This window comes from Nocardia violaceofusca NBRC 14427, assembly GCF_963869435.1.
Classification (GTDB): Bacteria; Actinomycetota; Actinomycetes; order Mycobacteriales; family Mycobacteriaceae; genus Nocardia; species Nocardia aobensis.
The window spans coordinates 165,938-178,140 of sequence record NZ_CAWMPM010000014.1 but is presented as its reverse complement, the minus strand read 5'-3'; the positions used below and the strand labels follow the sequence as shown (position 1 = coordinate 178,140).

At 68.5% G+C, this 12,203-nt stretch carries 14 protein-coding genes; 4 read left to right on the top strand and 10 right to left on the bottom strand.

Going from position 1 to position 12,203, the window contains the following annotated elements; translation table 11 throughout:
* Positions 1–45 precede the first annotated feature (45 nt).
* Together AC5592_RS14590 and AC5592_RS14585 are read right to left on the bottom strand one after the other, a co-directional pair.
* Positions 46–912 (bottom strand): NAD-dependent protein deacetylase, encoded by an 867-nt coding sequence (locus AC5592_RS14590; protein WP_063064488.1) that lies wholly within the window; start codon positions 910–912, stop codon positions 46–48.
* Between the two features lie 41 nt (positions 913–953).
* Complete coding sequence (locus AC5592_RS14585; protein WP_036505340.1) at positions 954–1,775, bottom strand: COG4705 family protein; 822 nt, start codon at positions 1,773–1,775, stop codon at positions 954–956.
* 213 nt (positions 1,776–1,988) lie between these two features.
* Here AC5592_RS14585 and AC5592_RS14580 point away from each other — a divergent pair, with 213 nt between their 5' ends.
* Complete coding sequence (locus tag AC5592_RS14580; RefSeq protein ID WP_232329354.1) at positions 1,989–3,317, top strand: sensor histidine kinase; 1,329 nt, start codon at positions 1,989–1,991, stop codon at positions 3,315–3,317.
* Position 3,318: 1 nt separating this feature from the next.
* Here AC5592_RS14580 and AC5592_RS14575 read toward each other — a convergent pair whose 3' ends face one another.
* The 8 genes from AC5592_RS14575 to AC5592_RS14540 form a co-directional block, all read right to left on the bottom strand.
* Complete coding sequence (locus tag AC5592_RS14575; protein WP_036505339.1) at positions 3,319–4,011, bottom strand: response regulator transcription factor; 693 nt, start codon at positions 4,009–4,011, stop codon at positions 3,319–3,321.
* Positions 4,012–4,052: 41 nt separating this feature from the next.
* Positions 4,053–4,496 (bottom strand): acyl transferase, encoded by a 444-nt coding sequence (locus AC5592_RS14570; protein ID WP_157121864.1) that lies wholly within the window; start codon positions 4,494–4,496, stop codon positions 4,053–4,055.
* Positions 4,497–4,770: 274 nt separating this feature from the next.
* The gene (locus AC5592_RS14565; protein ID WP_063064487.1) at positions 4,771–5,535 is read right to left on the bottom strand and encodes an IclR family transcriptional regulator; all 765 of its coding nucleotides are present in this window, start codon (positions 5,533–5,535) and stop codon (positions 4,771–4,773) included.
* A gap of 63 nt (positions 5,536–5,598) precedes the next feature.
* Entirely contained in the window at positions 5,599–6,333 is a 735-nt protein-coding gene (locus AC5592_RS14560; protein WP_051025038.1) for a DUF8020 domain-containing protein, read from the bottom strand.
* A gap of 15 nt (positions 6,334–6,348) precedes the next feature.
* The gene (locus AC5592_RS14555) at positions 6,349–7,050 is read right to left on the bottom strand and encodes a DUF8020 domain-containing protein (RefSeq protein WP_063064486.1); all 702 of its coding nucleotides are present in this window, start codon (positions 7,048–7,050) and stop codon (positions 6,349–6,351) included.
* Between the two features lie 133 nt (positions 7,051–7,183).
* Positions 7,184–8,029: an alpha/beta fold hydrolase gene (locus AC5592_RS14550; protein WP_063064485.1), complete on the bottom strand. Its 846-nt coding sequence runs from the start codon at positions 8,027–8,029 to the stop codon at positions 7,184–7,186.
* Positions 8,030–8,102: 73 nt separating this feature from the next.
* On the bottom strand, positions 8,103–8,450 hold the full coding sequence (locus tag AC5592_RS14545) for a DoxX family protein (protein ID WP_063064484.1): 348 nt from the start codon (positions 8,448–8,450) through the stop codon (positions 8,103–8,105).
* Between the two features lie 54 nt (positions 8,451–8,504).
* Entirely contained in the window at positions 8,505–8,924 is a 420-nt protein-coding gene (locus tag AC5592_RS14540) for a hypothetical protein (RefSeq protein ID WP_063064483.1), read from the bottom strand.
* 288 nt (positions 8,925–9,212) lie between these two features.
* On the opposite strand from AC5592_RS14540, the gene AC5592_RS14535 reads away from it, so the two are divergent.
* Genes AC5592_RS14535 through AC5592_RS14525 form a run of 3 tightly spaced genes read left to right on the top strand, consistent with a single transcriptional unit; the run spans position 9,213 to position 12,188 of the window.
* Complete coding sequence (locus AC5592_RS14535; protein ID WP_036505328.1) at positions 9,213–10,205, top strand: quinone oxidoreductase family protein; 993 nt, start codon at positions 9,213–9,215, stop codon at positions 10,203–10,205.
* Positions 10,202–11,095 carry a TauD/TfdA dioxygenase family protein gene (locus AC5592_RS14530; RefSeq protein ID WP_036505325.1) on the top strand — a complete coding sequence of 298 codons (894 nt, stop codon included), beginning with the start codon at positions 10,202–10,204 and terminating at the stop codon, positions 11,093–11,095. The genes AC5592_RS14535 and AC5592_RS14530 overlap by 4 nt, the downstream gene beginning before the upstream one ends.
* 40 nt (positions 11,096–11,135) lie before the next feature.
* Complete coding sequence (locus AC5592_RS14525) at positions 11,136–12,188, top strand: beta-keto acid cleavage family enzyme (RefSeq protein WP_036505324.1); 1,053 nt, start codon at positions 11,136–11,138, stop codon at positions 12,186–12,188.
* Positions 12,189–12,203: the final 15 nt, after the last annotated feature.

Genomic DNA, 12,203 nt, shown 5'->3' with positions numbered 1-12,203 from the left:
TCGTGTGCGAGTAGCCGGTGGACCACGGTCCACCGGCTACTCGTGTCATACGGAGACGCCGTCGGGCGGGATCAGCGCGTCGGCGAGCGCCGCGAGGGTGGGCGAGCAGCCGGAATCGATGCGGACGATGGCCGATTCGTCACCTCGCGTGGCGCCGCGGTTCACGATCACGACCGGCTTACCGGATTTCGCCGCGCGGCGGACGAATCGCAGCCCCGACATGACCGTCAGCGAGGAACCCGCGACCATCATCGCATCGGCCGCGTCGACCATCGAGAATGCTTCGGCCACACGGTCTTTCGGGACGTTCTCGCCGAAGTAGACGATATCGGGCTTCAACATCCCGCCACAGTGGCCACAGTCGACCATGCGGAAGCTGTCGGTCTCGCGGACCACGGCATCGGCGTCCGGCGCCACCTCGATACCCGTCGCCGTCGCCAGTTCGGCGAAGCCGGGATTGGCCGCCTCCAGCCGGTCGGCGAGCGTCATACGCGAGATCAGGCCGTGGCACGACAGACAGCGCACCCGCGCATAGGTGCCGTGCAGATCGATGACGGCGCGATGCCCGGCCTTGGTGTGCAGCATGTCCACGTTCTGCGTGATCAGCCCGCCGACCACGCCCGCACGTTCGAGCCGGGCCAGCGCGCGATGGCCGAGATTGGGCCGCGCGGCGTCCATCCGCCGCCAGCCGACGTGATTGCGCGCCCAGTAGCGCTGCCGGAACACCGGATCTCCGACGAACTGCTGATAGGTCATCGGATTGCGGGGCGGCGAATCCGGTCCGCGATAGTCGGGGATACCGCTGTCGGTGGACATGCCGGCCCCGGTCAGCACCACGATCCGCCGGCCCGCCAGCACCTCCACCGCACGATCGAGGCCGGTTGTCGTCGGCAGGGTCGCGAGCTCGGGCATGAATCCAGGTTACGAGCCTGGACGCGATGTTCTCCCAGGGCTTATTCGATGACCCGGACCAGATCGTCGTCGGCCTGCTCCGGTGCGGTCCGGGCGGCCTTCGCATGGCTGTAGGCGATGCCCGCGACCAGAATGGCCAACAGGACCGCCGAGGTGCCGTAGGTGCCGAACCCCAGTCCGCCGCTGCTGTGCGATTTGGACAGCAGATCACCCGCGGTGGCGCCGAGCGGCCGGGTGAGGATGAAGGCCATCCAGAACAGGACGACACCCGAGATCGGCGTGAAGTAGTGCGCCAGCAGGATGACCACCATGATCGTGCCGATCAGTGCCGCTCCACCGCCGTAACCGAGGCCGGAGCTGTCGGACAGGTAGTCGCCGAGCGAGGTGCCGAGGGTGTTCGACAGCAGGATCGCCGCCCAGTACAGCATTTCGCCGCGCAGCGTCCGGATATTCGAGACGTCGTAGGTCTGCCCGCTGAACCGCCAGATCACGAAGACGATCGCCAGGCCGCTGATCAGCAAGGCCGCACCCGCGCCGTAGCCGAGTCCGCCGTCGGTCGAGGTGTCCGAACCCGGGCCGCGGTTGATCAGATCGGACATGGTGGTGCCGGCCGTGCTGGTCGCGGCGATCACCGTCCAATACAGGGCGGGATGGAAGCGGCGCGCGCGCAACTGAGCGACGAGGCTGACCACGAAGATGGCGAGAAACAGCAGCGATGCCGTCGCGTAGCCCAGCTTCAGGGTCTGCGCCAGCAGATCGCCGCCGGTCTCGCCCAGGGTGGTCGCGGCGATCTTCAGAACCCAGAACAATGCCGTGACCTGGGGGAGCTTATATCCGGTCCGGGCCGGTGCCGGGTTGGTCACGTGGTAGTCCTTTCCGGGCCGCGAGCCGGCGACCGTCTCGACACAGGGACGGCGGCATTCTGCCCGCCCGTCGCTGAGACGACGCTGAGATCGTGACGGGCTCGCCGCCGTCGTGGTCGATGATGGGCCGTCGTGGTCGATGATGAGTGGGTGCATCGGTTCCGGCGTTGGACACATCCGTCGCGGTGGGGGGTGCGGATCCGGTCTGCCCTCGTGTCGGCCCTGGCGGTCGGTGTCGTGTTGCTCGTCGCAGCGGGCGCGATGGTCTGGTTGCTGCACCGTTCGCTGATCGACGAACTCGACGGTGCCGCACAGGCCCGGGCCGCCGAGATCGCGGAGACGCTCGAACACGACCCGGCTCGGGTGCGCGAACTCACGCGCGCGGAGGACGGGCGCATCGCGGCGGCCCAGGTCGTCGCCCCCGACGGAACGGTGATCTGGGGATTCGACGATCCGCACGGAATACTCGCCACGCCACCGGCGGGAGCGCGACGTGCCGCCGGGCTGTCGGCCTCACCGGGATACGACGAGGACTTGCGGGTCGCGAGCCGTGTCGCCGAGACACCGTCGGGCCGATATCAGGTGCTGGTCGCGGTCGACACCGAATCGGTCGAGCGCGCGGTCGCCCGGGTCGGAGCATTGCTGGCGGTGGGGGCGCCGATCGTGGTGCTGGCCGCCGCCGCGGCAACGTATCTGCTGGTCGGCCGGTCGTTGCGGTCGGTGGAGGCGATCCGCGAGCGCGTGGCCCGGATCGGCGCCACCGAACTGTCCGAGCGGGTGCCGGTGCCGGCGCCGCGCGACGAGATCGCCCGGCTGGCCGAGACGATGAACGATATGCTCGCGCGCGTCGAGGCCGGGCACCGGGCCCAGCGCCGCTTCGTCGGTGACGCCTCCCACGAATTGCGCAGTCCGCTCGCCACGGTCACGGCCGCACTGGAATTGGCGCGTCACCGCCCCGAAATCGTGGACGCGGAACTGATCGACGGCACGCTGCTCCCGGAAGCCGAGCGCATGCGGCGGCTGATCGACGATCTGCTGACCCTGGCCGCGGCCGATGAGCAGGGACTCGAATTACGCACGGGTGACGTCGATCTCGACGATATCGCCCAGTCCGCGGCCGCCGCCGCTCGCCTGCGCGGGGAGAGGACGGTCGAGACGGACATCCGCCCGACCCGCATCGTCGGTGATCCGGAGCGGTTGGCGCGGGCACTGCGCAATATCGTCGACAACGCGCTCGCCCACGCGCGTTCGCGGATTGTGATCGCGGTCGCGGAGAATTCCGAGCCGGGAGCGTCCGCCGCCCGCATCGTCGTGGACGACGACGGACCGGGCATTCCCGCGGCGGACCGCATGCGGGTATTCGATCGTTTCGTGCGACTCGAGGCCGATCGGTCCCGGACGACCGGAGGTTCGGGCCTCGGGCTGGCGATCGTCGCGGAGATCGTGGCGGCCCACGGGGGCGCGGTGCACGTGGCCGAATCACCCTGGGGCGGTGCGCGATTCGTCGTCGAACTGCCGCCGGCGGGACCACCGGACCGGTGACTCACTCCGGTGCGGTCGCGACCTCCGAGTCGATCAGCCGATAGCCGACTCCGCGCAGGGTTTCGATGCTGTTGCTGCCGAACGGCGTATCGATCTTCTTGCGCAGATACCCGATATAGACCTCGACGACATTCTCCGGGCCGTCGTAGTGCGCATCCCAGACGTTGCGCAGGATCTCGGTTTTGGTGAGGGCGCTGCCCTTGTGCCGCAACAGATATTCGAGCAGCCCGAATTCCCTGGGCGTCAGGGCCAATTCGGCACCGGCGCGGGAGGCCGAGCGTCGCCGCGGGTCCAGCCGCAGGTCACCGGCGGCCAGAATGTCGGGCTGCTGTGGTGCGCGGCGGCGCAGCAGGGCGCGCAGACGCGCGGTGAGCACGACGAAGGAGAACGGCTTGGTGAGATAGTCGTCGGCGCCCAGATCCAGCGCGTCGACCTGGTCGTAGTCGCCGTCCTTGGCGGTGAGCATCAGCACCGGGGTGGAGATGTCGCGTTCCCGCAGCCGGCGCAGCACCTCGTAGCCGCTCAATTCGGGCAGCATGATGTCGAGCACGATGACGTCGAAGTCGTCCTCGGTCGCCCACCACAGGCCGTCGGTCCCGGTATGAGCCTGCTGGACGACGAAACCCTCCAGTTCCAGGCCGCGCCGCAGGGTCGCGGCGAGCCGGGGCTCGTCCTCCACCACCAGCACACGCATCTCCCCAGCATGCCCGACGCGGATCGAGGGCCGCGCGGGCACTACAACCAGATGCCCGATTCGACGACCCACACGCCGCCGTTGTTCTTGCGGGCGGGCTGGGACAACTGCAGGGAGACCCGCTGTCCGTTCGGCCCGGTCGCGACCGCGAGGTAGGCGCCGTCGTGGGTGATCGTCGGCCGCGACCAGCCGAAGCGCCCGGAGACGAAGGCGCGCGCGACGGCGTCCTCGTCCAGCCGCCACGGCTGGTGACCGGCGTCGGCCGACTGCTGCAACTGTTCGGCCGCGTCGCCGCTGATGCCTTCGCCGGGGAAGGCGGTGCCGGCGGGTGGACGGTCGCCGGCGGCCGGGCTGGCCGGAGAGACGACGGGAAGGTCGGACGTCGGTGCGGAGGGTATTTCGGCGGGTCCGGCCGGTGTCCGCTCGAAACCGCCGGAGCTGTCGTCGGTTTCGCCGGAGGTGTTCCCGGCGGGCGCTTGCGTCATCGACCGATATCCGACGGTGTTCGGTCCTTCCGAAGCCGGTGAGTCGGTCGAGCAGGCGACGAGGGTGGCGGTGACTGCGACCCCGGTCGCGACGGTGACGACGCGGAGTATCTCCGTGGCCCGGAGCTGCCGGTGGCCGGAGATATGAGGGAGTCGGGTGTGGGAGCGCATGGGCGGTCTCCTGATGCGATCGGTGCCGTCATCGTGTGATCCGCGCCCGGTCGGTGGGTGTTAGCGACGGTGAGGCGTGTCGGCGCAAATCGAGACCACTCCGTCACCGTGACGGTCGCGGGCGATGGTGATCGCTCACCTGCCGCGACCGCGGCGTCAGCCCCCCGCGGATCTCGGCGGCCGCGGCCCGCACCCGCGGTGCGATCCGCCGCAGCGCTGCCGGACGATCACAGACGACACCCACCGCAGCCGACGCATCGACGGCCACGGCCACCGCGGCCAACCCGGATCCGAATTCGTCGTCGTCGTAATCGGTTGCGCGACAACCTATTCGATGTAGACGGCGATGCAGCGCCGCGAGATCGAATCCGGGCTCGACATCGGTCACCCGCGCTTCGACATCTTCGGGTGGCAGTTGCGCCAGCGCGACCCGGCCGAGGCTGCTGCGGTGGGCCGCCACCCGGGTCCCGACCCGGGTGGGCACCGCCGTCGCCGCGTGGCCGCCGAGTTTGTCCAGGTAGAGCACCTCCCCGCCGTCCAATGCCCCGAGATGGACCACGGCCGCCGTGGCCAGCAGCAATTCGTGCAGTATCGGCGCCGCGCAGGCACGTAACCGGGACAGTCGCGCGGTATCGGCGTTCCACGTGCGGACGCGCCGGCCCAGCGCGTAACCGTCCGTGCCGTGGGTGAGCCACTCCAGTGCGATGAGCTGCCGCACGATCCGATGCACGGTGGCGCGCGGCAGCCGGGTGCGGACGGCGATCTGACCGAGCGTCAGATGCCGATCCGGCGCCTGGAACAGGTCCATCACCAGGGTGGCGCGCTCGAGCATGGTCAGAGGCAGCTGAGCTGCGGCTACCTCGGACATGTACCGATGGTAGGAGCCGCCCGCGGTGCGCGACGGGCAAGTTATCCATTCGGTACGCCGAGCTCACCCGCCGGATCCGGACGCCGATCCGGCGCCGAGGCCGTTCGCGGATCCGCTGGGTAGTTGCAGCTGTGCGTCCGGTGCGCCGGTGCCGTTCGGGTCGAGCATTCCGCCCTGCCCGGCGTAGGAGCTCTGTCCCGGTGGCGCCTGCAGCACCGTGAGGTAGTTCCACAATCCCGCCGCGAGCGCACCGCCGCCGACCAGCACCGTGCCCGCGACACCGCCCGCGCCGGCGAATGCCAGGACGGCCGCCGGAATCGTCGCCAGACAGCCGGGACCCACCACCAGGCAGGTACTCGCTCCGACCGCGGCGCCGACGAGGGCGCCCAGCACGGTGCCGACGACCGTCCCGATCACCGGCCCGCGCGACATGATGGTCGCGAAATCGTTGAGCGCCAACTGGTTCTCCATCGCGGAAGCCGCGGGGCGCTTCGCGATATCCGGTGTCATCGTGAGGGTTCGCCCGCCGTCGCCGATGCGGATGTCGATGGGGTGGGCGACGCCGTCCACGGTGAAGCTCGCGGGCAGCGTCGCGACGCGAGTGCCGTCCACGGTCACGCGAACGGAACCGTCGGCACCCGCGCTGAATGCGCCGGAGTCGAAACCGCTGAGAACGACCGCACCCGAAACGGTTTCGATACTCGGCCCGGGCGGCTCGGCGGACGAGGTGGCGACGGTGACGGACGCGGTCAGGGCCGCGGTGGCCGCGGTGAGCGCGGCGATCGTACGGTGGGACATCTTCGCCTCCCGCCCTCAGCGACCGGTGTCCGGCACGCCGGGCCGGCCACGCAGATCGGGGGCGTATTCGCTGGTTCCCGGCGGTGCCAGCAGCGTCGTGACATAGCGGTAGAGCCCAACTGCGGTGGCGGGACCGCCGCCCAGGACCAGGCCCGCGACACCGCCCGCGGCCCCCGCGAGGCTGACGATCGGCAGCACGGCGACCACACAGGCGACGCTCAGCACCGCACACGAGGCGCCCGCGAGCGCGATTCCGAGCCCGACGCCGAGGACCGCGCCCACCGCCGTGCCGATCAGCGCGCCGACGGACGTGCCGATACTGACCGCATTGACCAGGTCGTTCATCGCGAGCTGGTTCTCCAGCGGGGAGGCGACCGGGGTGAGGGCAGCGCGGCGCAGGCCCGCGGTGTCCGGTGTCAGCGTGAGAGTCGTCGCATCCGCGCCGATCTGCTCGCGGATCGGCATGCGCTGGTCGCCGATCGCGTAGGCCAGCGGCAGGGCATCGAGCACGCGTCCCGCCTCGTCCCGGATGGTGACCGCGGTGACGCCGGGGTCGACGGCGAAGGTGCCGTGCGTCAATTCGACTGTCACCGAACCGCTGTCGGTCGCTTCGGCATGGTAGGTGACGAACGCCGGGGCCGGATCGGCCGCTGCCGTCCCCGCCGCGGCCAGGGTTGCGGCGCAGACTGCCGCGATCGTCGAGATCCGAATCTTCATGGGGCGCCCCCTCGTCTCGATCCACCGGGCGCTCGTGACGCCCGGCCCCGGTTCGGGTGCGGTGTGTCACACGCGACGTGCGGGGAGCCGGACCGTAGCGCGGCGGATTCGGAAGCGTCCGAGGGCGTCTCGCTCAGCGAGACAGATGTTCCTTCGTGGCCGGGAGTCCGGCCAGGAAGGTGGTGATCGCCGACGTCACCGTCTCCGGATCCTCGACCATCGGCAGATGTCCGCAGTCGCTGAGTACGAGACGTTCACGGGGACATAATGTTTCGTCGAGCCGCGCGCCGGCGGCCGCCGACAGGATCCGATTGCGCCGACCCCAGACGGTACATATCGGCGGGAACTCGGGGCCCGGAGTGAATTCGTCGAGCGCGGCGAAGGCGGGGAAGTCCTGCACCAGCCGGTCGACGGCGAGCAGGCGGCCACGGTCGGCCCAATGCGCCTGCAGGCGTGGGTCTTTCTGTAATTCCCGGTCGCGCCCGCGCGGTCCCAGCTGATGGGCGACGATCAGTGCGACGAGTGCCTTCGGCAGCGCGAGCCGCCGGGCCAACGGCGCGAGCGGCGCGAACCGGTCGAACCACATCAGCGGCGCCTGATTCCCGTGCCGCACGGTATTCCAGGTGAGCGGATTGATCAGTACCAATCCACGCAGCCGTGCCGGATCGTCGATCGCGAAACTCAGCGACGTCGCGCTGCCCAGGCAATTTCCTACCAGCACCACCCGGTTCAGCCGGTGCTCGTCGAGAAAGGCCCGAAGCATCGCCACATAGTCGGCGAGTCGATATCCCCGCGGCTGTTCCGATTCCCCGTATCCGGGCAGATCCAGTGCGAATACCTCGTGCCGGCCCCGCAGCGACGCCACCTGGTCGTCCCAGATCCGCCGCTGGGCGCCCGCATTGTGGATGAAGACGATCGGATCGCCGTGGCCCGCGCGGTCGTAGACCACGCGCCGCCCTCGATATACGAATTCCGCCACGACGACTCCTCACGTCTACGAACATCAGTGTTCGTAAGTGGGTACGGTACCGCACCGGCCCAGACCGCGCTGCTCAGCGGGCCAATTGCAAGGCCAGCGTCGCCGCGGCCGGAATCAGATACAGAGCCGGGAAGATCGTGGTCCCGTAGGAATGGGCGCGCACGGTGGTCGCCATCGCGCCGAGGAAATACAGAATCAATCCGACGGCCGCCGCCACCCCGATCGCCGGGACGAAGAAGCCCACCACGAGCCCCAGCGCCCCGGCGGATTTGGCGAGGGCGAGCCGGTTCCACCAGCTTCGCGGCACCCCGTACCGGTTCAGCGGTTCCACGACGAATTCGCTCTTGTTGATCAGTGAATAGCCGGAGAATCCGATCCACAGTGCCGCTGCCGTGCCGACGATGTAATACGCGATGTTCATGCCGGTATGACGACGCCGTGGTCAAGAGTGTGACATGCCGGCGCGAATGCTCGGTCAGCGTCGCTGGAGGGTGATTCCCGCGATCGGATACGGGACGTCGATCGAGGTTCCGGCGGCATTCAGGGTGCCTTCCCAATACCCCTGTCGCGCATCGATATCCCGCAGATCCAATCCGACCGGCATGCCCTCGAACGTCACATAGGTCTCATCGGGGCCGGCCGCGTTCTGCCGGCCGGTCTTCGAGGAGTTTCCGCACACCAGGGTCACGGCCGTGCTGTCGACGAATACCTGCAGGTCGCAGTTGTGCACGGGTGAGCCGATCGTATTGTCGGGGTGTTGCGTGATGTGGTAGCTCCCGGCCGGAATGATCCCGTTGGCGGGGTCTTCCGGGTTGTCGGCGGAGGCGGCGGCCGGCACCGCGGAAAGGGTGGCGGCGGCCAGTGCGGCTCCGGCCGCGGCGCGTCGAACGTTCATGGTCCGGCTCCCATCGGTCGATCCATCGAAATCGGCCGGATGTCGAGAGTCGCCTCGGCATCCGGGTCGCTCTGAGGGGAGGATTCCCCGCTCCCGCGAACGAAACCAGCGATGCGATGGCGTCGCGTCCGGCTGGGTGATCGGCCAGCGCACCGGTTAGGCGATGTCCCGAAATATCAAGTTTCGCGTCCCGTGAAGATAAGCAATTGGCCCATTCTGTGCCTACCGTTGAGTGCATCACCCGGTGCGGGGTCGATGCCCCGGCCCCGCAGAAAGAGGAGATGTGCTGTGCCACAAGCCTTTCGCTATTACGAGACCGGTGCGCCGGAGGTGCTGCGCTGGGAGCACGTGGAAGTCGGCGAACCGGGTCCGGACGAGGTGCGGATCAGCCACCGAGCGGTGGGCCTGAACTTCGCCGACACCTATTTCCGTACGGGGCTGTACCCGGCGCCCCTGCCCGCGGGAATGGGCGTCGAGGGCGCGGGCGTGATCGAGGCCGTGGGGCCCGGTGTCACCGGCTTCGCCCCGGGCGACCGGGTGACCTACACGGGCAGTCCGCTCGGCGCCTACAGCACGGAGCGCGTGATGCCGGCCGAACATCTGATCGCGCTTCCGGACGGGATCGGCTTCGACACCGCGGCGGCGATGACCATGCGTGGCCTGACGGCGGCGTACCTGCTGCGCCGGATCCACCCGCTGCGCCCCGGCGATACGGTGCTGGTACACGCCGCCGCGGGCGGGGTCGGGCTGATCTTCACGCAATGGGCGAAGCTGCTGGGCGTCACCGTGATCGGCACCGTCTCCTCCGACCGGAAGGCCGAAATCGCGCGGGCCCACGGTTGCGATCACGTCATCGTGTACACCCGGGAGAACGTCGCGGAGCGCGTGCGCGAACTCACCGACGGCGCCGGTGTCCGCGTGGTCTACGACAGCATCGGCAAGACGACCTTCGAATCCTCGCTGGATTCGCTGGCTCGACGCGGGCTGCTGGTGTGCTTCGGCACGGCGTCGGGCCCGGTGCCGCCGATCGACGCCATGACACTGGCCGTCAAGGGTTCGCTGTTCGTCACCCGGCCGGCACTGGCCGACTACATCGCCGACCCGGCCGAGCGCGCCGAACTGGCCGGGGAGTTGTTCGCCCACGTCGCCGCGGGCCGCATTCGCATCGACATCAATCAACGCTACGAGCTCGCGGACGCGGTGACCGCACACCGCGATCTGGAGCAGGGCACGAGCATCGGCTCGTCGGTCTTCACCGTGGGCCGGGAAGGACAGTCATGACAAGCATTGCCCCCGTGCGTCTTTCGGCGCGCTCCACACCGTTCGGCGTGCGACCGCTCACCTGCACCATCGGCGCGGAGTTGTTCGATCTGGACCTGGCCGAGGTGGCCCGCGACGACACGCTGTTCGCCGCACTGAAGGACCTGCTCCTCGAACACAAGGTGCTCTTCTTCCGGAATCAGAACATCAGCCGCGCCGAACATGTCGCTCTCGCACAGCGTTTCGGGCCGCTGGAGGACCATCCCGTACTGGGCAGTGATCCCGAACATCCCGGGCTGGTTCGCATCTACAAGGATCTCGACAGCGCGCCGGAACACTACGAGAACGCCTTTCATTGCGATGCGACCTGGCGCGAGGCCCCGCCGATGGGGTGCGTGCTCCGCTGCGTCGAGACGCCGGCGGTCGGCGGCGACACCATCTGGGTGAATATGGCCGAGGCGTATCGCCGGCTGCCCGAGTCGGTGCGCTCGCGGATCGCGGGTTTGCGGGCGCGCCATTCCATCGAGGCCAGCTTCGGCGCGATGCGCCCGGACGCCGAACGCCTGCGGCTGCACGAGCAGTTCCCGGACGCGGAGCACCCGGTGGTGCGCACCCATCCGGAAACCGGCGAAAAGGTGTTGTTCGTCAACGCCTTCACCACACATTTCGTCAATTACCACACGCCGGAGAACGTGCGCTTCGGCATCGACTACGCGCCCGGTGCCTCGGAACTGCTGAACTATCTGGTCCGGCAGGCGAGTGTCCCCGAATATCAGGTCCGCTGGCGGTGGTCCGAGAACAGCTTCGCCATCTGGGACAACCGCTGCACCCAGCACTATGCCGTGCAGGACTACTTCCCCGACGTTCGCAAGATGGAACGCGCGGGCATCATCGGCGACAAGCCGTTCTGAAAGTCATTTCACCACAATTTGTTTCGATCGGAGTACAGCCATGTTCTTTCACGACGACGCCTTGTTCCCGGAGAGCCAGGACAAGCTGGTCATCACCAGCGCGCCGTACGGGCCGGAATGGGAGCCCGACGATTTCCGCGAAGATCTGCCGCTGACCATGGAGGAACATATCCAGCAGGCGGTCGACTGCTACGAGGCCGGCGCCACCGTACTGCACATCCACGTGCGTGAGCTCGACGGCAAGGGCTCCAAGCGCCTGTCGAAGTTCAACGAATTGCTCGCCGGGCTGCGCGAAGCCGTTCCGGAGATGATCCTGCAGGTGGGCGGATCGATTTCATTCGCGCCCGAAGGCGAAGGCGCCGAGGCGAAGTGGTTGTCCGACGACACTCGTCACATGCTGGCCGAACTCGATCCCGCACCGGATCAGGTGACGATCGCGATCAACACCAGCCAGATGAACATCATGGAGCTGATGACCGCCGACGATATCGCCGGCACCTCGATGCAGCGGCCGGAACTGGCCGAGGCCTACCGGGAGATGACCGTCCCGGCCGGACCGGCGTGGGTCGCCGAACATCTGCGTCGCCTGCAGGCCGCGGGGATCCAGCCGCATTTCCAGCTGTCGAGCATTCCGCAGCTCGAGACGGTCGAGCGGCTGATCCGTCGCGGGGTGTACACCGGTCCGCTGAATCTGACCTGGGTCGGCATCGGTGGCGGCTTCGACGGGCCGAATCCGTACAACATCATGAATTTCATCCAGCGCGTCCCCGACGGGGCGTGCCTGACCCTCGAGACGCTGATGCGCTCGGTGTTGCCGGTCAATGCGATGGCGATCGCCCTGGGTCTGCACACCCGCTGCGGTAACGAGGACACCATCTGGGGGCGCAAGGGCCGGAAGGCGACCTCGGTCGAGCAGATCCAGCAGCTGGTCCGCATCGCCGGCGAGCTGGGCCGCGAGGTCGCCACCGGCAAGGAGGCGCGCGATATCTACAAGATCGGCACCACCTACGCCGACGCCGACGAGACGCTGGCGAAGATCGGGTTCGCGCCGAACCGGAAGCCCGGTCAGGTCGGATTCACTCACCACGCCTGAGCACAGAAGGGATTG

Coding starts and splice junctions, on each gene's coding strand:
- AC5592_RS14590 (WP_063064488.1), bottom strand. CDS start 912: ATGCCCGAGCTCGCGACCCTGCCGACGACAACCGGCCTCGATCGTGCG.
- AC5592_RS14575 (WP_036505339.1), bottom strand. CDS start 4,011: ATGCGTGTGCTGGTGGTGGAGGACGAGCCCCGGCTCGCCGCGACCCTG.
- AC5592_RS14570 (WP_157121864.1), bottom strand. CDS start 4,496: ATGACGCAAGCGCCCGCCGGGAACACCTCCGGCGAAACCGACGACAGC.
- AC5592_RS14565 (WP_063064487.1), bottom strand. CDS start 5,535: ATGTCCGAGGTAGCCGCAGCTCAGCTGCCTCTGACCATGCTCGAGCGC.
- AC5592_RS14560 (WP_051025038.1), bottom strand. CDS start 6,333: ATGTCCCACCGTACGATCGCCGCGCTCACCGCGGCCACCGCGGCCCTG.
- AC5592_RS14555 (WP_063064486.1), bottom strand. CDS start 7,050: ATGAAGATTCGGATCTCGACGATCGCGGCAGTCTGCGCCGCAACCCTG.
- AC5592_RS14545 (WP_063064484.1), bottom strand. CDS start 8,450: ATGAACATCGCGTATTACATCGTCGGCACGGCAGCGGCACTGTGGATC.
- AC5592_RS14540 (WP_063064483.1), bottom strand. CDS start 8,924: ATGAACGTTCGACGCGCCGCGGCCGGAGCCGCACTGGCCGCCGCCACC.
- AC5592_RS14530 (WP_036505325.1), top strand. CDS start 10,202: ATGACAAGCATTGCCCCCGTGCGTCTTTCGGCGCGCTCCACACCGTTC.
- AC5592_RS14525 (WP_036505324.1), top strand. CDS start 11,136: ATGTTCTTTCACGACGACGCCTTGTTCCCGGAGAGCCAGGACAAGCTG.